Annotated in this window: 14 protein-coding genes and 1 pseudogene; 6 read left to right on the top strand and 9 right to left on the bottom strand. The window is 62.1% G+C overall.

Annotated elements, in window-relative coordinates:
- Positions 1-182: 182 nt before the first annotated feature.
- Genes TK42_RS20375 through TK42_RS20365 form a run of 3 tightly spaced genes read left to right on the top strand, consistent with a single transcriptional unit; the run spans position 183 to position 3,466 of the window.
- The gene (locus tag TK42_RS20375; protein WP_103734975.1) at positions 183-1,721 is read left to right on the top strand and encodes an NAD(P)/FAD-dependent oxidoreductase; all 1,539 of its coding nucleotides are present in this window, start codon (positions 183-185) and stop codon (positions 1,719-1,721) included.
- On the top strand, positions 1,718-2,608 hold the full coding sequence (locus TK42_RS20370) for an SDR family oxidoreductase (RefSeq protein ID WP_103734974.1): 891 nt from the start codon (positions 1,718-1,720) through the stop codon (positions 2,606-2,608). Before TK42_RS20375 ends, TK42_RS20370 begins: the two co-directional genes overlap by 4 nt.
- A 15-nt stretch (positions 2,609-2,623) precedes the next feature.
- On the top strand, positions 2,624-3,466 hold the full coding sequence (locus TK42_RS20365; RefSeq protein WP_103734973.1) for a metal-dependent hydrolase: 843 nt from the start codon (positions 2,624-2,626) through the stop codon (positions 3,464-3,466).
- A gap of 28 nt (positions 3,467-3,494) precedes the next feature.
- On the opposite strand, the gene TK42_RS20360 is transcribed toward TK42_RS20365, so the two are convergent.
- Positions 3,495-6,131: a glucosidase gene (locus TK42_RS20360; RefSeq protein ID WP_103734972.1), complete on the bottom strand. Its 2,637-nt coding sequence runs from the start codon at positions 6,129-6,131 to the stop codon at positions 3,495-3,497.
- Between the two features lie 239 nt (positions 6,132-6,370).
- Between TK42_RS20360 and TK42_RS20355 the strand changes: the two genes are divergently transcribed.
- Positions 6,371-7,747 carry a VOC family protein gene (locus TK42_RS20355; RefSeq protein WP_103734971.1) on the top strand — a complete coding sequence of 459 codons (1,377 nt, stop codon included), beginning with the start codon at positions 6,371-6,373 and terminating at the stop codon, positions 7,745-7,747.
- 139 nt (positions 7,748-7,886) lie between these two features.
- On the opposite strand, the gene TK42_RS20350 is transcribed toward TK42_RS20355, so the two are convergent.
- The gene (locus tag TK42_RS20350) at positions 7,887-8,111 is read right to left on the bottom strand and encodes a DUF465 domain-containing protein (RefSeq protein WP_032880801.1); all 225 of its coding nucleotides are present in this window, start codon (positions 8,109-8,111) and stop codon (positions 7,887-7,889) included.
- A 175-nt stretch (positions 8,112-8,286) separates the two neighbouring features.
- Here TK42_RS20350 and tkt point away from each other — a divergent pair, with 175 nt between their 5' ends.
- Positions 8,287-10,344, top strand: a complete 2,058-nt coding sequence (gene tkt / locus TK42_RS20345) for a transketolase (RefSeq protein ID WP_103734970.1) — start codon at positions 8,287-8,289, stop codon at positions 10,342-10,344.
- A 58-nt stretch (positions 10,345-10,402) separates the two neighbouring features.
- Here tkt and uvrA read toward each other — a convergent pair whose 3' ends face one another.
- The 6 genes from uvrA to lexA all read right to left on the bottom strand — a co-directional run bounded on the left by uvrA (position 10,403) and on the right by lexA (position 20,481).
- Positions 10,403-12,922, bottom strand: coding sequence for an excinuclease ABC subunit UvrA (gene uvrA / locus TK42_RS20340; protein WP_103734969.1), 2,520 nt, complete (start codon positions 12,920-12,922; stop codon positions 10,403-10,405).
- Positions 12,919-14,631 (bottom strand): ATP-binding protein, encoded by a 1,713-nt coding sequence (locus TK42_RS20335; protein WP_103734968.1) that lies wholly within the window; start codon positions 14,629-14,631, stop codon positions 12,919-12,921. Before TK42_RS20335 ends, uvrA begins: the two co-directional genes overlap by 4 nt.
- Before the next feature lie 101 nt (positions 14,632-14,732).
- Positions 14,733-17,804: an error-prone DNA polymerase gene (locus TK42_RS20330; protein WP_103734967.1), complete on the bottom strand. Its 3,072-nt coding sequence runs from the start codon at positions 17,802-17,804 to the stop codon at positions 14,733-14,735.
- A 22-nt stretch (positions 17,805-17,826) separates the two neighbouring features.
- Positions 17,827-19,242: a DNA polymerase Y family protein gene (locus TK42_RS20325; protein ID WP_032880794.1), complete on the bottom strand. Its 1,416-nt coding sequence runs from the start codon at positions 19,240-19,242 to the stop codon at positions 17,827-17,829.
- Between the two features lie 7 nt (positions 19,243-19,249).
- Positions 19,250-19,864, bottom strand: a complete 615-nt coding sequence (gene imuA / locus TK42_RS20320) for a translesion DNA synthesis-associated protein ImuA (RefSeq protein ID WP_032880793.1) — start codon at positions 19,862-19,864, stop codon at positions 19,250-19,252.
- On the bottom strand, positions 19,864-20,481 hold the full coding sequence (lexA, locus tag TK42_RS20315) for a transcriptional repressor LexA (protein WP_032803494.1): 618 nt from the start codon (positions 20,479-20,481) through the stop codon (positions 19,864-19,866). The genes imuA and lexA overlap by 1 nt, the downstream gene beginning before the upstream one ends.
- Positions 20,482-20,578: 97 nt before the next feature.
- On the opposite strand from lexA, the pseudogene TK42_RS20310 reads away from it, so the two are divergent.
- Positions 20,579-20,780: pseudogene (locus TK42_RS20310) on the top strand (alpha/beta hydrolase); the annotation flags it as partial.
- A 191-nt stretch (positions 20,781-20,971) separates the two neighbouring features.
- On the opposite strand, the gene TK42_RS20305 reads toward TK42_RS20310, so the two are convergent.
- A complete protein-coding gene (locus TK42_RS20305) occupies positions 20,972-22,132 on the bottom strand; it encodes an alpha-hydroxy acid oxidase (RefSeq protein WP_032880790.1) in 1,161 nt (386 codons plus the stop codon).
- Positions 22,133-22,170: the final 38 nt, after the last annotated feature.

The raw sequence follows: 22,170 nt of genomic DNA, 5'->3' as shown, positions 1-22,170 counted from the left end.
TCGGACAAATCGCACATGCGGAACAAGGTCCTAGCGTAGGCGAAATTTTCAGGTAGATTATTTAAAATCTTTTTTAAAATAATTAATTCAATTTTCCTTTGCAATGGTGTTCTATCTAAAAGACAAAACAAAAAGAGGAGCACATCCGATGCCCACCCGCTTTCTATCTATGAGGCACGCCCATGACTGCCCACAGTGATTCAATTGACATTGCCATCATTGGCTCGGGATTCGCTGGCCTGTGTATGGCGATCAAGCTCAAGGAGGCCGGGCTCACCGACTTCTTCATCGCCGAACAGGCCGAGACCCTCGGCGGTACCTGGCGCGATAACCACTACCCGGGTTGCGCCTGTGACGTGCAGTCCCATGTGTATTCATTTTCCTTTGCGCCTAACCCGAACTGGTCGCGACAGTTCGCGACACAACCTGAGATCCGCGCCTATCTGGAACACTGCGCCACACGTTTTGAGCTGGCGCCCTATCTGCGTTTTGGCATGGCCCTGCAACGTGCGGTGTTTGATGAGCAACAGCAGCGCTGGCACCTGAGCTTCAGCAATGGCCGCCAAGTCAGCGCACGGGTGCTGGTCTCGGCCATGGGCGGGCTGTCTCGCCCGGCGCTGCCGGATATCCCGGGGCTGGACAGCTTCAAGGGCAAGCGTTTTCACTCCCAGCAGTGGGACCATGACTACTCTTTGAAAGGCAAGCGCGTGGCCGTGATCGGCACCGGCGCCAGTGCCATCCAGTTCGTGCCGCAGATCGCGCCACAAGTGGCGCACCTGGACCTGTTCCAGCGCACGCCGCCCTGGATCATGCCCAAACCGGACCGGCCGATTTCAACGCTTGAACGCTGGCTGTTCAAACACTTGCCGTTCACCCAAAAGCTGGTGCGCGGCGCGTTCTATTGGGCACTGGAAGGCCGGGTGGTGGGTTTTGCCTTGCACCCACGCCTGATGAAGATGGTGCAGAAAATCGCCCTGCGGCATCTGCGCAAACAAGTGGCCCGCCCTTCCCTGCGCAAGACGCTGACGCCGGACTACACCATCGGCTGCAAGCGCGTGCTGATCTCCAATGACTACTACCCGGCGCTGTCGCGCAGTAATGTCGAGGTGGTCACCGACAGGGTGCTGCGCATCGAAGCTGATGGTGTGATCACCGCCGACGGGATCAAGCATCCCGCTGACTGCCTGATCTTCGGCACCGGCTTCCAGGCCAGCGACCCCTTGCCGCGAGACTGCATCATCGGCCGCGACGGCATCGACCTGATGGACGCCTGGAGCGACGGCGCCCATGCCTTCAAAGGCACCACCGTGCCGGGCTATCCCAACCTGTTTCTGATCGTCGGACCCAACACCGGCCTGGGGCATAACTCGATGATCCTGATGATCGAAGCTCAGGTCACCTACATCCTCGATGCCTTGAAACATATGCGGCGCCAGCGCATTGCCACGGTCGAGGTCAAACCCGCCGTAGAGCACGCCTACAACCACCAGTTGCAGGACAAGCTCAAGCGCACCATCTGGAACACCGGCGGCTGCCAGAGCTGGTACCTGGACCCACGCACCGGCAAGAACACCACGCTGTGGCCCGGTTCTACCTGGCGTTTCAAACAGCTCACCCGTCACTTTGCGCTCAAGGACTACGTCGCCAGCCCGTTGCCGGCGCCCGCTCTGCCACGTCCCGTACCAGCCCCTCACTCCGCCACAGAAGGCAGCCTGTCATGAAGTCATTCAATGGCCGCGTTGCGGCGATCACCGGTGCAGCCTCCGGCATGGGCCGCGCATTGGCTTTAGCCTTGGCACGCGAAGGCTGCCACCTGGCCTTGGCCGACAAGAACAACCAGGGGTTGGAACAGACCCTGGAGCTGATCCGCACATCGACCTTGTCGCCCGTGACCGTTACCACGCAGGTGCTGGACGTCTCTGACCGCCAAGCCATGCAGGATTGGGCTGCACGCTGTGCCGCGGAACATGGCCAGGTCAACCTGGTGTTCAACAATGCCGGGGTGGCGCTGTCGAGTACCGTCGAAGGCGTGGACTACGCCGACCTGGAATGGATCGTCGGCATCAACTTCTGGGGCGTGGTGCATGGCACCAAGGCGTTCCTGCCGTATCTCAAGGCCAGCGGCGAAGGCCACATAGTCAATACTTCCAGCGTGTTCGGCCTGTTCGCCCAACCCGGCATGAGCGGTTACAACGCCACCAAGTTTGCTGTGCGCGGCTTCACCGAGGCTCTGCGCCAGGAACTCGACCTGCAACGCTGCGGCGTATCGGCCACCTGTGTGCACCCCGGTGGTATTCGTACTGATATCTGCCGCAGCAGCCGTATCGACGCGAACATGACCGGTTTCCTCATCCACAGCGAACAACAGGCCCGCGCCGATTTCGAAAAGCTGTTCATTACCGACGCCGACCAGGCCGCCAAAGTGATCCTGCTAGGTGTACGCAAAAACAAGCGCCGTGTGCTGATCGGCCGCGACGCCTATTTTCTCGACCTGCTCGCCCGTTGCCTGCCGTCGGCCTATCAGGCACTGGTGGTGTTTGCCAGCAAACGCATGGCGCCCAAGCCGTGCACACAGGTCTTTGAAACCAACGACCAGTCCCATCTCTGAACAGGAGGACGCAGCATGTTGCCGATCCGTCGCGATATCCGTTTTGCCTTGCCTGCCGAGCGCATCAAAGACTGGCATGAACAAGGGCCGGTGATCAGCCACTTCTTCAACGCCCTGTCGTTGCTGTTTCCCCAGGGCGAGCTGTTTTTCATGGACAGCGTGCGCCACTACCGCGGGCAGATCGACGATCCCGAACTGAAAAAGGAAATCCAGGGTTTCATAGGCCAGGAGGCCATGCACAGCCGCGAACATGTGGCCTATAACGACCTGCTGCAAGCGGCGGGCTTGCCGGCGCACACCCTCGACCGACGCCTGAAGTTCTTCCTCGACTTGCAGAAGAAACACCTGCCGCCGTCGTTCAACCTGGCGGTGACCATCGCCCTTGAGCACTACACTGCGATGCTGGCGGAAATCCTGTTGAGCGACCCCTCGCGCTTTGGTGATTCACTCAAGGGTTACCAGCAGATGTGGTATTGGCACGCCTTGGAAGAAACCGAACATAAAGCCGTAGCCTTCGATGTATGGAACCAGGTAATCAAACCCGGCCCCGCACGCTACCTGCTGCGCACCGGCACCATGCTGACCACCACCGTCATGTTCTGGCTAGTGGTGCTGGACTTCCACGTGCGGCTGCTGATTGCCGACCGCAGCTCGGGCGGCACGCTGAAGGGGCTGTGGCGCATGGTCAAGTACTTGTACGGCCCCAAGGGCGTATTCCCGCGGATGCTCAGGCCGTGGCTGCATTATTTCAAACCGGGGTTTCACCCTTGGGAACATGACAACCGCGCACGCCTGGCGGGCATAGATGGCTTGCTTGAAGAGATCGAGCGCACGCGGCGCGGCGCCAAAGGGGTGTAGCTACCGATACCTATGCGCGCCATGGGTGCTAGACCTTTGGCTGCAGCAGCAAGGCGACCAGGGCGCTCCACCCCGTCTGGTGCGACGCCCCCAACCCTCGCCCTGTCTCGCCATGAAAGTATTCATGAAACAACACCAGATCGCGGCTGGCCGGGTCCGCCTCCAGCTGCGCATACCCTGCCATGGATGGCCGCAGGCCATTTTCATCGCGCAGGAATAATCCGGTCAGGCGCTGGCTGAGGCTGTCGGCCACGTCTTCCAGCGACGCCAGATAGCCGCTGCCTGTGGGGTATTCCACTGAGAAGTTATCCGCGTAGTAGCGGTGAAATTCACGCAGCGATTCGATCAGCATGTAGTTCACCGGCATCCACAGCGGCCCGCGCCAATTGGAGTTGCCGCCGTACAGGCGAGAGTCGGATTCGCCGGGCTGGTAACTGGCGCACAGGGTGTCGCCATTCATCTTCAGCGCCAGGGGTTGCTCTGCAAAGGTCTTGGACAAGGCGCGCACACCGAAGGTCGACAAGAACTCCTGGTCATCCAACATGCGGCGCAGCAAATCCTTGGTACGCTCGCCACGCAGCAACGCCAACAACAGGCGATTGCCCTGCCCCGGTTCGTTCCAGCGCGAGACCAGTTTGGCCAGGTCGGGCCGGTGATGCATAAACCCCAGCAGACGCTCGCGCAGGCCTTTCAAGCCTTCATGTTCGCGCTGTTCCAGCACCAGCACAGCGAACAGCGGCATCAGGCCGACGATGGACCGCAAACGCACCGGTTCGCTCTGGCCGTCGGGACGGTGCAGTACGTCGTAGAAGAACAGGTCCTGCTCATCCCACAAGCCTTCGGCACTGTCATCGACGCGGTTGATGGCGCCGGCGATATACAGGAAGTGCTCGAAAAACTTTACCGCAATGTCCACGTACACGGCGTTGCGCTTGGCCAGCTCCAGCCCGATGCGCATCAGATCCAGGGCATAGGCCGCGACCCAGGCAGTGCCATCGGCCTGGTCCAACTGGTAACCCGGCGGCAGCGTGGCCGAGCGGTCGAACAAGGCGATATTGTCCAGGCCCAGAAAACCACCCTGGAACAGGTTGCGGCCTTCAGCGTCCTTGCGGTTGACCCACCAGGAAAAATTCAGCAGCAGCTTGTGGAAGATCCGCTCCAGAAAGTCCATATCGCCCACGCCGGTCAGCGCCTTGTCTTGCTGATACACGCGCCAGCTGGCCCAGGCATGCACTGGCGGGTTGGCATCGTCGAAGCGCCATTCGTAGGCGGGCAATTGGCCGTTGGGGTGCATGAAACGGTCTTTAACCAGCAACAGCAGCTGTTGCTTGGCGTAGCCGGGATCGATCAGCGCCATGGCCACCGCCTGGAAGCCTTGGTCCCAGGAGGCGTACCACGGGTATTCCCAGGTATCGGGCATGGACAGGATGTCGAAGTTGGACAGGTGCCGCCAATGGGTATTACGGATATGCAAACGCTCGGGCGGCGGCGCAGGCTGGGCCGGATCGCCGTCGAGCCACTGGTTGACGTCGAAATAGTACAACTGCTTGGACCACAGCAAGCCGGCCAGGGCCTGGCGCTGCACATTGCGCGCATCGTCATCGGCGATACCCTGTTGCAGGGCTGCGTAGAAGTCATCGGCCTCGCGGCGGCGCTGTTCGAACAACTTGCGTGCGTTGACCTCGGGGGCGTCCAGAGGGGCAAAGCGCAGATAGAGGCTTTTGCTTTCCAGGCCCGCTAATTCAAGACTGAATCGCGCCGCCACCTTGGTGCCCGCGTCACCGCGAATGGCCCCTTGATCACCCTCCACCACGTAATCGTTGATGCCATCCTTGAACGGCCCGGACGTCGGCTGCCCGCCCAGTTTGGCGAAGTTGCTCTCGTTTTCGCAGAACAACCATTGCCACCCATCCTGGCCCCAGGCGGTGAGCTGGCGATCGTCCATCTCATGATGACGGGCGAGCACGCGGTCGCCGTCCAGCGTCAACCTGGGTTTGGGCGCATCAAAGGTCCAGCTCCAGTCATTGCGCGCCCACAACTGGGGCAGCACCTGCAGACGTGTCGGCTGCTCCGAGCGGTTGTGCACGGTGACACGCATGAAAATATCGTCGGGCTGGTGCTTGGCGTATTCGACGCTGATGTCGCAGTAACGGTTGTCTTCAAACACGCCGGTATCAAGGATTTCATACTCGGTATCGCCCAGCCCACGGCGAGCGTTTTCAGCGATCAGGTCGGCATAGGGAAAGGCGGCATGGGGGTATTTGTAGAGCATGCGCATGTAGGCATGGCTCGGTACGCCATCGACGAAAAAGTACAGTTCCTTGACGTCTTCACCGTGGTTGCCTTCAGCGTTATTGAGGCCGAACAGGCGCTCCTTGAGGATCGCATCCCGTTCGTTCCACAGCGCCAGGCCCAGGCACCAGCGTTGTGCCTTGTCGCTGAAACCGGCCAGGCCGTCCTCGCCCCAGCGATAAGCGCGGCTGCGCGCCTGTTCATGGGGGAAGTAGGCCCAGGCGTCGCCATCGGCGCTGTAGTCTTCGCGCACGGTGCCCCACTGGCGTTCGCTCAAGTACGGGCCCCACTCACGCCAACGCTCGGCATCTTGCGTCGCCAGGCGCTGGCCTTCAATCGTGTCAAGCAGGCGGTTTGCGGGTACGGCCGTCATTGAGTCCTCCATCACCTACACAGTGAGGCGCAGTGTAGAACCCAATGGTGCCCGGTTGCACATGAAGACTCACAGCACCAGGCGTTGACAAGCCGCTGGGGCTGGGTTTGCTCCTGTTCATGGCATCTCATTCATTTGCAGAATGAAGTCCAGAAGAATCTTCGTTTGCAAGCCGGCCTGCGCCTCAACAAAATCGGGCAAAGGTCATTTTGCTCGCCACAGCCATCAGGAATTTTTCTATGCACGCCACTGCACATGTCAGCCCCGATGAGATCCGCAAGGGCTTTTCCAAGGCCATGTCCGACATGTACCGCGATGAAGTACCTCTGTACGGCGCGCTGCTGGAACTGGTGGCCCAAAGCAATGCACGCGTACTCGACAGCCAACCTGAGCTGGTGCAGCAGTTGCAGCGCACCGGAGAAATCCAGCGCCTGGACATGGAGCGCCATGGTGCCATCCGCCTGGGTACTGCCGCAGAACTGGCGACAATCAGCCGCCTGTTCGCGGTCATGGGCATGCAACCGGTGGGCTACTACGACCTCACCCCCGCCGGTGTGCCGGTGCATTCCACGGCCTTTCGCGCCGTGCATGAGCACGCGCTGCAAACCAGCCCGTTCCGGGTGTTCACCTCGCTGCTGCGCCTGGAGCTGATCGAAAACCTGGAGCTGCGCACCTTCGCCGAAAGTGCCCTGGCCAAGCGCTCGATCTTCACCCCCGGCGCCCTGGCGCTGATCGAACAGGCCGAAACACAGGGCGGCTTGAATGCCCGCGACGCCCAGGCTTTCATCGACGAGGCGCTGGAGACGTTCCGCTGGCATAACACCGCCACCGTGACAGGCGCGCAATACGAGCAACTGAGCAACCAGCACCGCCTGATCGCCGACGTGGTCGCCTTCAGGGGCCCGCATATCAACCATCTCACGCCACGCACCCTGGACATCGACCAGGTACAGGCCGCCATGCCCGGCAAAGGCATTACGCCCAAAGCCGTGATTGAAGGCCCACCCCGGCGCCATTGCCCGATCCTGCTGCGCCAGACCAGCTTCAAGGCGCTCGACGAACCGATCGCGTTCACCGACGCCCACGGCAGCCACAGCGCACGCTTTGGCGAAATCGAACAACGCGGTGTAGCGCTCACGCCTAAAGGCCGCGCCCTGTACGACCAACTGCTGAACGCCGCCCGCGATGAACTCGGCGCGTTCCCCAATGAGGCCAACGCCGAACGTTATGTGCAATTGATGGAACGGCACTTTACGGCGTTCCCGGATACCCCCGCACAGATGCGCGAGCAGGGCCTGGCGTACTTTCGTTACTTCGTTACCGCAAAGGGCCTGGCGGCACGCGGCCAGCCCGAGCAGCCGCGAACGTTGCAAGCGCTGGTCAACGCCGATCACGTGGCGGTGGAGCCATTGGTATATGAGGATTTTCTGCCGGTCAGTGCGGCGGGGATTTTCCAGTCAAACCTGGGGGATGCGGCGCAGAGTCATTACGCGGCCAACGCCAACCAGGCGCAATTCGAACAGGCGCTGGGGCGCAAGACGATTGATGAGTTGCAGCTTTACGGCGAGACGCAGCAGCGTTCCATTGATGAATGTCTGGGCACACTGCTGGCCTGAAATAGGGTGTCCTCCCCGACTCAGCGGCACAATCCTTGCGCCGCAACAGTCCCCAGAGCCGGGTGGACGGGGCGCATCATAAAGACACAGTCCTGCGATGTCCCGCATACAAATCTGAACAAATATTGCCGTTTTGCGCCTAGCCTAATCGCCCGGCGATTTCGTCCTTGATCAGCAGCCGTTTCTTCTTCAGGTTTTCCACTTTCTCATCGCTGGCACTGGCTTTTTCCGCCTCCAGCACATTCGCGTCGGCATCGTCATATTGAGTGAGCAGCGAATCCAGCCGTTTGTCGTCCGCCCTGCGCTTGTGAACGTCTTCCTTGCTGACACCCAAGTCCTCATACAGGTCGTGTTTCACTGGCATGGCGTACCTCCACAAATTGATCAATGGTCTACGCCCTTGAAGCTAGCCCATTCCAATGGGTCTTGTCATGTTTGAGGTCAATACAGTCCCGTTCGTCGTGCAGCATGCGATGGGATCAAACCTTTGCCGTGCCCTGCCCTCCACTGTAGATCGCCACCCGAGGGAGACAGGTTTCATGAATCACGCTGCCACTGCTGCCGACACTCAATGCATCAACACGCTTCGCACCCTGGCCATGGACGCTGTACAGAAGGCCAATTCGGGGCATCCGGGCACGCCCATGGGCCTGGCGCCGGTGGGTTATACGTTGTGGAGTCGCTTCCTGCGTTATCACCCCGAACATCCCGATTGGCCTAACCGTGACCGTTTTGTGTTGTCAGTGGGGCATGCGTCGATGCTGCTGTATTCGCTGTTGCATCTGGCCGGTGTGGTGGAGATTGACGCCCACGGCCAGCGCTCCGGCCAGCCGGCCATCAGCCTCGACGATATCAAGCAGTTCCGGCAGATGGGTTCCAAGACCCCAGGCCACCCCGAATACCGCATGACCACCGGCGTGGAAACCACCACCGGCCCGCTCGGCCAGGGCTGCGCCAACAGCGTGGGCATGGCCATGGCCCAGCGTTGGCTGGCCGAACGCTTCAACCGCGACGGCCAGGTGCTGTTCGACTACGACGTCTACACCCTGTGCGGTGACGGCGACATGATGGAAGGCATCAGCAGCGAGGCGGCCTCGATGGCCGGCCACTTGAAGCTGGATAACCTGTGCTGGATCTACGACAACAACACCATCAGCATCGAGGGCCACACTGAACTGGCCTTCAGCGAAGACGTGATCAAGCGCTTCCAGGCCTACGGCTGGCACACCCAGCACGTCACCGACGCCAATGACTTGCAGGCGTTGAGCGTGGCGCTGGAAACCTTCAAGGCCAATACCGGCGCGCCGACCCTGATCGTGGTCGACAGCGTGATCGGCTATGGCTCGCCGCACAAGCACAACACCGCCGCCGCCCACGGCGAGCCTCTGGGCGAAGACGAGATTCGCCTGACCAAGGCTGCCTATGGCTGGCCGCAGGATTCGAGCTTCCTGGTGCCCGACGAAGCCCGCACGGTACTGCGTGATGCCCTCTACGAACGCGCCGAACCGCTGTTCGCCGAATGGAACCAGACCCTGGCATCCCTCGACCCGCAACGGGCCGATGAACTGCACCGGATGCGCGCCGGCGAAATGCCCGAGCAATGGCAGGCGCACCTGCCCAGCTTCGCCGCCGATGCCAAGGGCGTCGCCAGCCGGGCCTCCGGCGGCGAGGTATTGAATGCCTTCGCCCAACAGATCCCCTGGTTGCTGGGCGGCTCGGCGGATCTGTCGCCGTCGACCAAAACCAACCTGACGTTCGACGGCGCCAGGCGCTTCAGCGCCGATGACTACAGCGGGCGAAACCTGCACTTCGGCATCCGCGAGCACGCCATGGGCGCAATTGCCAATGGCATGGCACTGTCCTACCTGCGCCCGTACACCTCGACCTTCCTGGTGTTCAGCGACTATATGAAACCACCGATCCGCCTGGCGGCGATCATGGAATTGCCGGTGATTTTCGTGTTTACCCATGACTCCATCGGCGTGGGTGAAGACGGGCCGACGCACCAACCAATCGAACACCTGACCCAACTGCGCGCCACGCCGGGGCTGCTGACCCTACGCCCGGGCGACGCCAATGAAACCCTGGAGTTGTGGAAGGTGGCCCTGGCGCAGACCGATCGGCCGAGCTGCGTGGTGCTGTCGCGCCAGGCGCTGCCAACCCTGGATCGCACCCAGTATGCGTGCGCCTCCGGTGCGGCCAAAGGTGCCTATGTATTGGCCGCTGCGGATAAGCCTGAAGTCATTCTGATCGCGACAGGCAGTGAGGTCAGCCTGGCGGTGGCTGCTTACGAGCAACTCAAGGGCGAAGGCGTGGCCGCGCAAGTGGTATCGATGCCGAGTTGGGAGTTGTTTGAAGACCAGGATCAAGCCTACCGCGACAGCGTCTTGCCGCCTGCGATAAAAGCGCGGGTGGTGGTGGAACAGGCGGGGCCCCTGGGTTGGGATCGCTATGTCGGGCAAACCGGTGCCAAGGTGGTGATGAACAGCTTTGGCGCGTCGGCGCCATTGGCCAAGTTGCAGGAGAAGTTCGGGTTTACCGTGGAGAATGTGGTGAAGCTGGCCAAGGAGCAGATCCAGCATAATCTCACTGACTAGCGCTTGGCTTAATGTGGGAGGGGGCTTGCTCCCTCCCACATTTGGACATCAACAACTGCTAGATCAGCGCCTGGGTTAGATAAGGCGAGGTTCGGCTTTGCTTGCTTTTGGCAACCTTGTGCGGCGTACCACACGCCACCACCTTCCCGCCCAGGTCCCCTGCCCCCGGCCCGATGTCAATGACCCAGTCACTCTGGGCCACCACGCGCATCTCATGCTCGACCACAACCACGGTATGCCCCGCATCGACCAGTTGATTCAACTGGCTGAGCAAGCGGTCGACATCCTTGGGGTGCAAGCCGGTGGTCGGCTCGTCGAGCACATACAACGTAGCGCCGCGGGCGTTGCGTTGCAGTTCGCTGGCGAGCTTGATGCGCTGGGCTTCACCGCCGGACAGTTCGGTGGCCGGCTGGCCAAGGCGCAGATAGCCCAGGCCGATATCGCGCAGCACCTGCAACGATCGCAGTACGCCAGGCTGCTCGGCAAAGACTTCCACTGCCTGCTCGACCGTCAAGCCCAGCACCTGGGCGATGTTCAAACCCTGCCATTTGATCGCCAGGGTTTCGGGGTTGTAACGCGCACCGTGGCAAGTGGGGCATGGCGCGTACACGCTGGGCATAAACAGCAGCTCAACGCTGACAAAGCCTTCACCCTCGCAGTTCGGGCACCGCCCCTTGGCGACATTGAACGAAAACTGCCCGGCGTCGTAAGCGCGTTTCTTGGCCGCCGGCGTAGCGGCGAACAGCTTGCGCACGTTGTCGAACAGCCCGGTGTAGGTCGCCAGGTTAGAGCGCGGCGTGCGGCCGATAGGTTTCTGGTCCACCTGCACCAGGCGGCGAATGTGTTCCAGCCCGGCACTGATGCGCCCGCCACTGGCTTGCGGTGCGGCGTCTTCCAGGCTTGGCTCGTCGTCATTTTCCAGCACGCGCCCAAGGCCCGTGGCCACCAGTTCCAGCAACGCCTGGCTGACCAGGCTGGATTTGCCCGAGCCGGAAATACCGGTTACCGCGGTAAAGCAGCCCAGCGGGAAGTCCACCTTCAGGTCATCGAGGTTATTGCGCGTCACGCCTTCGAGCTTCAGCCAGGCAGTGGGCTCGCGCCGCGCCACGTTGGCCGGGCGCTGTGGAGCAAACAGGTATTCACGGGTCTGCGACGCCTCGATAGCCTCCAACCCCGCAGGCGGCCCGCTGTACAGCACCTGCCCGCCATGCTCACCGGCTGCCGGGCCCACGTCGATCAACCAGTCGGCGCGGCGCATGGTTTCCAGGTCGTGCTCCACTACAAACAATGAATTGCCCGCGGCCTTCAAGCGCTCAAGCGCACTGAACAACGCTTCGCCGTCCGCCGGATGCAGGCCCGCCGAGGGCTCGTCCAGCACATAGATGACGCCAAACAACTGCGAGCCCAGCTGGGTCGCCAGGCGCAAACGCTGCAACTCTCCGGAGGACAAGGTCGGCGTGCTGCGTTCCAGCGACAGATAGCCCAGCCCCAACTCGATCAGGGTGTTCACCCGTTCGAGCAAGTCCTGGGCGATGCGTTGGGCTGCCAGACGCTTTTCCACCGACAATTTCATCTTGTCCTGCCCCGCCGCCACCGGCCGCAGCAATTGGGCCAATTGCGCCAGGGACAGTTGTGACAACTCTCCGATATCCACCCCGGCAAACTTCACCGACAGTGCCGCCTGGGTCAGGCGCTTGCCGTGGCATAACGGGCAGGCACTGCCTTGCATGAACTGCGACACACGCTTTTTCATGAGTGCGCTTTGGGTATGGGCGAAGGTGTGCAGGATGTAGCGCCGTGCGCCGCTGAAAGTGCCCTGGTAGCTGGGTTCGAGCTTGCGTTTCAACGCATCGCGGGTCTGCTGCGGGGTAAAGCCGGCGTATACCGGCACGGTGGGGGTTTCTTCGGTGAACAGGATCCAGTCGCGCTGTTTTTTCGGCAGGTCACGCCAGGGGATGTCGACGTCATAGCCCAGGGTCACAAGGATGTCGCGCAGGTTCTGGCCCTGCCAGGCCAGCGGCCAGGACGCCACCGCACGCTGGCGGATGGTCAAGGACGGATCGGGCACCATCAGCGCTTCGGTCACTTCATACACGCGGCCCAAGCCATGGCATTGCGGGCACGCGCCCTGGGGCAGGTTCGGGGAAAAGTCCTCGGCATACAGCATGGCCTGCCCCGGCGGGTAGCTGCCGGCGCGTGAATACAGCATACGGATCAAGCTCGACAGCGTGGTGACGCTGCCCACCGAAGAGCGCGCACTCGGCGTGCCACGTTGCTGTTGCAGGGCCACCGCCGGCGGCAAGCCCTCGATGCTGTCCACATCCGGCACGCCCACCTGGTCGATCAAGCGTCGCGCATAGGGCGCCACCGATTCGAAATAGCGACGCTGCGCCTCGGCATACACGGTGGAAAACGCCAGGGACGATTTGCCGGAGCCGGATACCCCGGTAAACACCACCAGGGCATCGCGTGGAATATCCACATCGACGTTACGCAGATTATGTTCACGGGCGCCACGCACCCTGACAAAGCCCGGTTGCTGGGCGGTAACCGCAGGGATGTTGCGCTGTGATGTCATGGGCAACCTTGTCTTGCACTGAGCACCCTGCGCACGCGTTGAGTCAGGGCCTCGGGGCTGTAGGGTTTGCTCAGCAAGTGGATGTCGGCGCCGAGCAAATGATTGGAGGACAGGATGTCGCGGGTGTGGCCGGAGGTGAACAGCACCGCCACCGGCGGGTTCTGCGTACGCGCCCAAGTGGCCAGGTCAGTGCTCTTGACCCGGCCTGGCATCACCACGTCGGTGAAGATCAGGTCCGGCGCTGCGCCGCGCTGCAACACCTGCATCGCGCGGTCGCCATCTTCGGCGGTCAATACGGTATAACCCGACTGCTGCAGCAACTCGACCACCGTCAGGCGCACGCCTTCGTTGTCCTCGACCACCAGGATGGTTTCCTGGCCGCCACCTTGCGGGTCCACGTCACTGTAGTCGTCGAGGCACTCGGGCTCCAGGCTGTGGGGGAAGTACATCTGCACCAGTGAGCCCTTGCCCTCCTCGCTCCACATATCCACATGCCCGCCGCTTTGGCGCACAAAACCAAACACCATGCTCAGCCCCAGACCGGTGCCGTGGCCTTCGCGTTTGGTGGTAAAGAAGGGTTCGAAGGCGCGCTTGAGGGTGGCCTGGGACATGCCCACACCGGTGTCGGCCACCGCCAGGCGCACATACTCGCCAGGCTTGATGCTTTTGCCGATGCAATCGTCAGGGTTGAGGATGACGTTTTCCCCGGTGATCCGAATCACCCCTTCGCCCTGCATGGCATCCCGGGCGTTGATAGCCAGGTTGAGCAAGGCGTTTTCCAGCTGGTTGCGGTCGACATTGATGCACCAGGAGTCCTGGGGCAATTGCACGTCGATATGGATGGTTTCCCCCAGCGCCCGTTGCAGCAACTCGCCCAGGCCGGCATAAATGCGCTGCGGGTTGTACACCGCGGGTGATAACGGTTGGCGACGGGCAAACGCCAGCAATTGCGATGACAACTTGGCCCCACGCTCGACTGCCGCGATGGCCGCGGTCACGCGACGTTGCACCTGGCAATTGTCCGGCTCATGCCGGGCAAGCAAATGCAGATTGCCGGCGATCACTTGCAGCAGGTTATTGAAGTCATGGGCCACGCCCCCGGTCAGGCCGCCAATCGCTTCCAGCTTTTGTGACTGGCGCAACTGGTCTTCGGCGGCAGAGCGCGCCTGCACCTCGGCGGCCACGCGTTGCTCCAGATTATGGGTAAGCTCCTGGCGTACCCGCTCGGACTTCACCAACTCGGTGGTTTCCACCACAATCGCCAGCACGCCGGCCGGCTGCTGGTTGTCACCCGCCACCGGGCTGTAGTAGAGATCCAGCCACACGCTTTCCGGTCGGCCGTGACGCGACAACACCAGTTCCTTGTTATTGAACGACAAGGTACCGCCCGCCAGGCACGTATCCACCACATGCCGATTGAACTCGGCCACTTCCGGCCAGCCCAGTTCCACCGGCGTGCCCAACAGGTAAGGATGGCGCCCGCCGGCAAATGCCGAATAGCTGTCGTTGTAGATCATGTACCCCGCCTGCCCCCACAGCATCACCATCGGCACGGGTGAGGCCAGCATCATTTGCACGGTGCAAGCCAGGCTTGTGGACCACTGATCCAAAGGGCCAAGGTCGGTAGTTGACCAGTCAAAGGTGCGTATCCGCTGAGCCATTTCGCCGGCCCAGCCTTCACAGCCGTGGGGGTTGGATAAAAATTGCATCATTGGGCTCTGTGCGCAGGAGAGGACGATCGCAAGTTTTGGAGCGCGCCGACGGTGGATGGTTTCATCTTGTGTACGCTGGAATGCAGAAACCACTGAACTCAATGAAAATCCCGGCTGCGCACCACCATGCCATCCAACAGCGGCGTCAAATCGGTCAGGCGCCCTGCGATCAAATGCCGCACCTCGCCCACCGCCTCCCAGCGCCCATCCACCTTGAGCAGGCGCGACCCCACCAGCGCCCTGCGCTGGCGCTCGGCCAGGTCGCGCCAGACCACTACATTGAGGTTGCCGAATTCATCTTCGAGGGTGACAAAGGTCACGCCACTGGCCGTACCAGGGCGCTGGCGACCGGTCACCAACCCGGCGATGCTCACATTGCGCCCATGCTCCACCGCCAGCAACTCTTGGGAACTGCGGCAGCGTCGCTTGCGCAGCTCGGCGCGCAACAAGGCCAAGGGGTGCGGCCCAAGGGTGGTGCCCAGCGTGGCGTAATCGGCTTGCAGGTCCTCGCCTACGCTGGGCACGGGTAATGCCACCACGGTTTCATCCTGACCTGGCTGGCCGGCAAACAAGCCGAGCTGCTTGTGCACACCGGCCACGTCCCAACGCGCCTGGTGTCGGTTGCCGGCCAGGGCGCGCAACGCACCGGCATCCGCCAGCAGCGCCTGGGCCCGGGCATCCAGGCCGGCGCGTGCGTCCAGGTCGGCGATGTCGCTGAACGGTTGCCGGTGGCGTGCGGCTTCGATACGCCGCCCGTCGTCCTCGCGAAACCCCGAAATCATGCGCAAGCCCATACGAATCGCTGGTTGCTGGCCATCGATGGGCTCCAGGCTGCAATCCCAGTCACTGGCCTGCACATCCACCGGGCGAATCTGCAAGCGATGGCGCCGGGCGTCCTGCAGAATCTGGTCCGGGCTGTAGAAACCCATGGGCCAGCTGTTGATCAGGGCACAGGCGAAGGCCGCCGGTTCATGGCATTTGAGCCAGCAACTGGCGTAGGTCAACAGGGCAAAACTGGCCGCGTGGGACTCGGGGAAACCATAGCTGCCAAAGCCTTTGATCTGCTCGAAAATCTGCGCGGCAAAGGCTTCGGTGTAGCCGTTGCCCAGCATACCGTCGCGCAGGCGCTTCTGGTGCGGCTCCAGGCCGCCGTGACGTTTCCAGGCGGCCATGGAGCGGCGCAACTGGTCGGCCTCGCCAGGGCTGTAGTCGGCGGCGACCATCGCGATCTGCATCACTTGTTCCTGGAACAAAGGGATACCCAGGGTGCGTTTAAGCACGGCCTCCAATTCGGGTGAAGGATAGGTTTCTGCTTCCTCTTTGTTCCTGCGGCGCAAATACGGATGCACCATGCCGCCCTGAATCGGCCCAGGGCGCACGATGGCGACTTCGATCACCAGGTCATAGAACGTTTGCGGCTTGAGCCTGGGCAACATCGACATCTGCGCCCGCGATTCGATCTGGAACACGCCGATGGTGTCAGCCTTGCTGATCATGGCGTAGGTCGCCGGATCCTCCTTTGGGATGCCTGCCAGGCTCAAATCCAGGTTGCGATGCCGACGCAACAAATCGAAACAGCGGCGGATTGCGCTGAGCATACCGAGGGCGAGGATATCCACCTTGAGCAGGCCGACGGCGTCGAGGTCATCCTTGTCCCACTGGATGATGGTGCGCTCGGCCATGGCCGCATTTTCCACTGGCACCAGGGTGTCCAGCGGGTATTCGGAGATCACGAAACCGCCGGGGTGCTGGGACAGGTGCCGGGGAAAGCCGATCAGTTGCCGGGTGAGCGTCAACACGCGGCGCAGCAGTGGGCTGTCCGGATCGAAACCGCTTTCACGCAGACGTTCAAGAGGTGGCGCGTCATCACTCCAGCGCCCGCAGCAGTCGGCCAACGCGTTGATCTGGTCTGGTGGCAGCCCGAGGGCCTTGGCTACATCGCGCACTGCGCCGGCGGCGTGGTAGCTGCTGACCACCGCCGTCAACGCTGCACGATTGCGGCCGTAGCGCTGGAATACGTATTGCAGCACTTCTTCGCGGCGCTCGTGCTCGAAGTCTACGTCGATGTCCGGCGGTTCATTGCGCTCTTTGGAAAGGAAGCGCTCGAACAGCAAGTCGCTCAAGCTCGGGTTGATTTCGGTGATACCCAAGGCAAAACACACCGCCGAATTGGCCGCCGAGCCACGGCCCTGACACAGGATCGAGCGGCTGCGGGCGAAGCGCACGATGTCGTGCACCGTGAGGAAATAACTTTCGTAGCCCAACTCGCTGATCAGCAGCAGTTCCTTGTCGATCTGCTGCAAGGTCTTGGCATCGACGCCCTCGGGCCAGCGCCGGGCAATGCCTTCTTCGGTCACCGCACGCAACCAGGAGGCGGCGTCATGACCTGTCGGCACCAGTTCGCGTGGGTAGTGATAGCGCAACTGGCTGAGGTCGAAGGTACAACGCCGCGCAATCGCCAGGGTTTCGTCAAGCAGCGCTTGCGGGTACAGCGCGGTCAGGGCATCGAGGCTGCGCAAGTGCCGCTCGCCATTGGGATGCAACAAGGTACCGGCGTCGGCCACCGCGACGTGATGGCGGATGGCGGTCATGGTGTCTTGCAGGGCACGGCGGCCACGAGCATGCATGTGCACATCGCCGCAAGCCACCGCCGGGATCTGCAACCGGGCGGCCAGGTCCAGGCGCTGCTCCAGGTGGCGCCCATCGTCCTGGCCGCAATGCAACTGCACTGCCAGCCACAGGCGCCCGTTGAAAGTGCGGCACAGCCATTGGATCGAGGCCTGGGTGTCATGGTCCTGCGCCACCCACAGCGCCAACAGGCCGGGCAATGGTTGTTCAAAGTCTTCCTGCAGCAGGCGGTAACGGCCTTTTTCAGCACGGCGACGGGCCAGGGTGATCAGACGGCACAGATGCTGGTAGCCGTTGAGGTCTTGCACCAGCAGCACCAGTTTGGGGCCGTTTTCGATGCGCACTTCACTGCCGATAATCAGCGGCAAATCCACCGCTTTCGCTGCTTGCCAGGCCCGTACGATGCCCGACAAGGTGCATTCATCAGTGATTGCCAGGGCGCTGTAGCCCTGGTGTTTGGCCCGCTGGAACAGCTCCAGTGCACTGGAGGCACCGCGCTGGAAGCTGAAGTTGGACAGGCAATGCAGTTCGGCGTAACTCATGCGCTACTCGCCCCTACAGAGCTCATGCAAACCAGCCTTGCAGCCACAGTCCATCGCTGCACCCCACATTGCGGTAGGCCCAGCCTTGCTGGCCGGCGCGGGTCTGGATCAGGTAATAGTCGCGGCGGATATCGGCGCCATCCCACCAGCCGGATTCGATGCGCTCCGGGCCCATCAGAATGTGCACGCCCTGCTCGGCCAGCAGCGTCGGTTCGGACAGCAACCAGCCGGGGCGCCGCACCTTGTTCAAGCTCGGGCATGGACGGCTGTCGGTCGCGGCTTGCCAGGCGCATTCGGGACGATGGTCAGCGTGAAAGCGCAGGCCCTGCACCGCCTCATCCCCCAGGCGCGCACGCAAGCGTTCGCGCAATTGTTCCCACGGCAGGGTTTGCTGCGGGCGGTCGTCGAACAGGTCCTGGCGCTGGGGCACGAACACCGGCAAGTCCTCGGCCACCAGACGCAAACCGCGCACCGGCGAGGTGACCTGGACCTGTTCCAGGCGGCCACGGGCCAGTTCGAACAGCATCAAAGGCTCACGCTCGGCACTGAGCAAGCCCACCTTGATCACGCTGTCGGGCGCCTGGGCATGTTCCAGGTGCAGGTCAAAGCGCTGCACGCCACTGTCGCGCCCGCAAAGGAAGGCCGACAAGTCGCCGGTCAAGCGCCGCAATGGAAACAGCAAGGCCTGGTGGGATTGCACATCGAAGTTCAACTCGATGCGCGCCTCGAACTGGTCCGGCGGCTGATAGAACGCCAGGGCCAAGGGGCGTTGCCCGCTCAGGGCGTCGAGGTGCTTGAGCAGGCTGGCGTCAAAACGTCGCGCCAGGGTATGCCGCGGCAATGCCTGCACCTGGGCCAGGGTGCGCAGGCCCATGCGTGACAAGGCGGTGGCGGCCTGCGGGTCAAGACCGGCGCGGTCGACAGGCAGTGGCGCCAGGGCCTGCATCAAGGCGTTGTCATCGGCCACGGCCAGGCCATCGTAAAGGTTTGCCAACACCCGCGCCGCCGCCGGATTGGGCGCTGCGACGATGCGGTGACGAAAGCCAAGGTCGGTCAACTCCTTGCGCAAGCGCGCCTCGAACTGCGACCAGGGCCCAAACAGGCCCAGGCTCGATTCGATCTCGAACAACAAGGCGCGCGGGTAATACAGGCTGACCTGGGAACTGAAACGGTAGGCCCAGGCGGCAAGCAACTGCTGCAAGCGCTCGATTTCCAGAGGGTCGTATTCCACACAGGCAAAGCCCTTGGCCAGGGCATGGGCTGCCGTCAACGATTGACCAGGGCGCAAGCCCAGGGCACGGGCGGCGGCGTTGACGGTTTGCAGCACACGCCGCTGCGGCGTGCCGGCCAGCAGTGCCAGAGGCTGGTCAGGTTCGGGATGCACACGCTGCGCCCCGTCCAGCGCCAATTGCGGGAATACGATACAGACCCAACGCATGGCAACCTCAATGCCCCGCCAGGGCAATCGGTGCCGGATGGGCCAACCCGCCCCGGCACTTGAGCACGCGCACTTGTGCAGGCTTTGCCTCGACCGCCAGGCGCAAGGCCGCGGGCGAGGCATTGACCGCCTCATTCAAGGAGCGCCAGGCAAATGCCAGGGTCTGTCCGGTTTCCGCCGCCACCTGCAAGCGCCGCAAGGCCCGATCATCGGCCTTGCGCGGCCAGCACAACACCGCACCGCAACTGCCGGAGCGCAGGCATTGTTCCACCGCCCACAGCGCATCGCGCTCCTGGGCCTGGATAATGGAAAGCTGACGCACATCTACCCCGGCGCTCTGCCAGGCGTGGGGATACGGCGTATAGGGCGGCGCCACCAGCACAATGCGCTCACCCAGGGCCGACAAGCGTGCCAGGGTTGGCAGCACCAGTTGCAATTCGCCCACCCCGTCCTTGGCCATGAGGATTTCACTCAAGGCCGCTTCCGGCCAGCCGCCAGTGGGCAGCACCGCATCCAGCGCCGCCAGCCCCGTGGGGTGCACGCTGGCCGGTGGTGCGGCGGGCCGGCCCTTCCAGACTCGCCCGCCATTGAACAGCGAGTCCAGGGCAACCACGGCGCCCATCAGCCTTGCCTCACCAGGCCACAGAACACCCCTTCGATGGCCAGGTCCTGGTCGGGGCCGACCACAATGGGTTGATATGCCGGGTTGCGCGGCAATAAACGCACCCGCTCGCCGTTGCGCTCGAAGCGCTTGATAGTGACCTCACCATCCAGACGCGCCACCACAATCTGCCCGTTCAAGGCTTCGGCACTGCGACGTACGCCCACCAGGTCGCCGTCGAGAATGCCATCTTCGATCATCGAATCGCCCTGTACTCGCAGCAGGTAGTCAGGGGTCTTGGCGAAAGTGGCCGGATCCAGTTGCAAGTGGCTGTGCACGTCCGCATCGGCACCGATGGGCCGGCCAGCCGCCACGCGGCCAAGTACCGGGACATCCAGCCACTCGGGACGCGCGGGTTGATTGAGCAAACGAATGCCACGGGCCTGGTTGGGGTTGACCTCAATGAAACCGGCTTCGGTCAAGGCCACCACATGCTTGCGGGCGACGCTGCGCGAGGCGAAGCCGAACGCCTCGGCGATCTCGGCGAGGCTGGGGGGCTGGCCTTGGTGCGCGATGCGCTCGCGAATGAAGGTCAGGATGGCGGTACGGCGGGGAGTCAGGTTGGTCATGGAGTACATTTGTACTCCTGTAGGAAATTTCTGACAATAACCGTCAGTCGGCGATCAACTGCCTGGTCATCACCGCATAAATATCTACACAACTTTGTAGCTACCGCACGTAACCACGCGCTTCAGCCAGCAACTATTTGAAGCCGCCCAGCAACCCCAAGCAATTGTTATTGGTGCCCGTTGCCAGCCATAACAACAGCATGAGCCTGGCCGCTCGCAACTATGGCAAGGCGCTGGAAAACCTGATGCGCACGCAGATACCCGCCCGGGTAGTGACACACTCCACAGGGCGCGACAACGCGTCATAAATACACTTTTCGACACTGGGTTCGCGTTTGGCTGTCAAGCGCAAACCCTGCCCATACTGGCCCGAAACACAAGTTGATCAAATAATGATCTTCACGCAAATCGCCAACGCAGCCGGGCCTTCGCAAAGTTATCCACAGAGATACCCACGGTTTTCGTGGACAACTCTTTTTATATTTTTACGTTTTTTTGCTCAGGCAGCACTTTCAGGAAAGGTGCCAGGCAGCAAAATTTCGCGGTTCACATCGCGTATATCGTTATAGCCACACAGCGCCATCGACACGTCCAACTCACGGGCGATGATATCGAGCGCCTTGGTCACGCCCGCCTCACCCATCGCCCCCAGGCCATACAAGTGCGGGCGACCGATCATGGTGCCCCTGGCGCCCAACGCCATGGCCTTGAGCACGTCCTGGCCGGAACGAATACCACCGTCGAGCCACACTTCAATACGGTTGCCTACGGCCTCAACAATGGCAGGCAACTGGCTGATACTCGACGGCGCGCCATCGAGTTGCCGACCACCGTGGTTGCTCACCACCAACGCATCCGCGCCGGAGTCGGCCGCCAGGCGAGCATCCTCCACGTCAAGGATGCCCTTGATGATCAACTTGCCGCCCCAGCACCGCTTGATCCACTCCACATCGTCCCAACTCAGGCGCGGGTCAAATTGCTGGGCAGTCCAGGACGACAGCGAACTCATGTCGGCCACGCCCTTCACATGCCCGACGATATTGCCGAAGCCACGCCGCTGGGTGCCGAGCATACCCATGACCCAGCGCGGTTTGGTCATCATGTTGAGGATATTGGGCAGGGTCAGTTTGGGCGGCGCCGACAAGCCGTTGATCAAGTCCTTGTGGCGTTGCCCCAGGATCTGCAAGTCCAGCGTCAGCACCAGCGCATCCACCCCGGCAGCCTTGGCGCGTTCGATAAGTTGCTCGATAAACCCACGGTCGCGCATCACATAAAGCTGGAACCAGAATGGCTGGCCGACATGCTCGGCAATGTCTTCCAGCGAGCAAATACTCATGGTCGACAAGGTGTAGCGCAGGCCGAACGCCGCAGCGGCTCGTGCGGTCAGGATCTCGCCATCGGCATGCTGCATACCTGCCAGGCCGGTAGGTGCCAGGGCCACGGGCATGGCCATGTCCTGGCCAATCATGCTGGCGCGGATCGAACGCTCATCAATATTGCGCGCCACGCGCTGACGGAACTTGATGCGCGCAAAATCGCTTTCATTGGCGCGGTAGGTGCTCTCAGTCCAGGAGCCGGAATCGGCGTAGTCGTAGAACATCCGGGGTACACGTTTTTGCGCCAGCTTGCGTAAGTCTTCGATGGTTGTGATCAACGACATCGGGTCACCTCTCCCTGAACTGAACACAGAGAGTAACC

Origin of the sequence: Pseudomonas sp. GZJR-8 (genome assembly GCF_002916705.1) — a bacterium.
Taxonomy (GTDB): domain Bacteria; phylum Pseudomonadota; class Gammaproteobacteria; order Pseudomonadales; family Pseudomonadaceae; genus Aquipseudomonas; species Aquipseudomonas synxantha_A.
The sequence above is the reverse complement of the archived record's forward strand: the minus strand, read 5'-3'. Positions and strand labels throughout refer to the sequence as shown.

What these genes read in the sequence shown, in the direction of transcription:
- TK42_RS20375 (WP_103734975.1), top strand. Translation starts at nt 183, where the DNA reads ATGACTGCCCACAGTGATTCAATTGACATTGCCATCATTGGCTCGGGA.
- TK42_RS20370 (WP_103734974.1), top strand. Translation starts at nt 1,718, where the DNA reads ATGAAGTCATTCAATGGCCGCGTTGCGGCGATCACCGGTGCAGCCTCC.
- TK42_RS20365 (WP_103734973.1), top strand. Translation starts at nt 2,624, where the DNA reads ATGTTGCCGATCCGTCGCGATATCCGTTTTGCCTTGCCTGCCGAGCGC.
- TK42_RS20360 (WP_103734972.1), bottom strand. Translation starts at nt 6,131, where the DNA reads ATGACGGCCGTACCCGCAAACCGCCTGCTTGACACGATTGAAGGCCAG.
- TK42_RS20355 (WP_103734971.1), top strand. Translation starts at nt 6,371, where the DNA reads ATGCACGCCACTGCACATGTCAGCCCCGATGAGATCCGCAAGGGCTTT.
- TK42_RS20350 (WP_032880801.1), bottom strand. Translation starts at nt 8,111, where the DNA reads ATGCCAGTGAAACACGACCTGTATGAGGACTTGGGTGTCAGCAAGGAA.
- tkt (WP_103734970.1), top strand. Translation starts at nt 8,287, where the DNA reads ATGAATCACGCTGCCACTGCTGCCGACACTCAATGCATCAACACGCTT.
- uvrA (WP_103734969.1), bottom strand. Translation starts at nt 12,922, where the DNA reads ATGACATCACAGCGCAACATCCCTGCGGTTACCGCCCAGCAACCGGGC.
- TK42_RS20335 (WP_103734968.1), bottom strand. Translation starts at nt 14,631, where the DNA reads ATGCAATTTTTATCCAACCCCCACGGCTGTGAAGGCTGGGCCGGCGAA.
- TK42_RS20330 (WP_103734967.1), bottom strand. Translation starts at nt 17,804, where the DNA reads ATGAGTTACGCCGAACTGCATTGCCTGTCCAACTTCAGCTTCCAGCGC.
- TK42_RS20325 (WP_032880794.1), bottom strand. Translation starts at nt 19,242, where the DNA reads ATGCGTTGGGTCTGTATCGTATTCCCGCAATTGGCGCTGGACGGGGCG.
- imuA (WP_032880793.1), bottom strand. Translation starts at nt 19,864, where the DNA reads ATGGGCGCCGTGGTTGCCCTGGACTCGCTGTTCAATGGCGGGCGAGTC.
- lexA (WP_032803494.1), bottom strand. Translation starts at nt 20,481, where the DNA reads ATGTACTCCATGACCAACCTGACTCCCCGCCGTACCGCCATCCTGACC.
- TK42_RS20305 (WP_032880790.1), bottom strand. Translation starts at nt 22,132, where the DNA reads ATGTCGTTGATCACAACCATCGAAGACTTACGCAAGCTGGCGCAAAAA.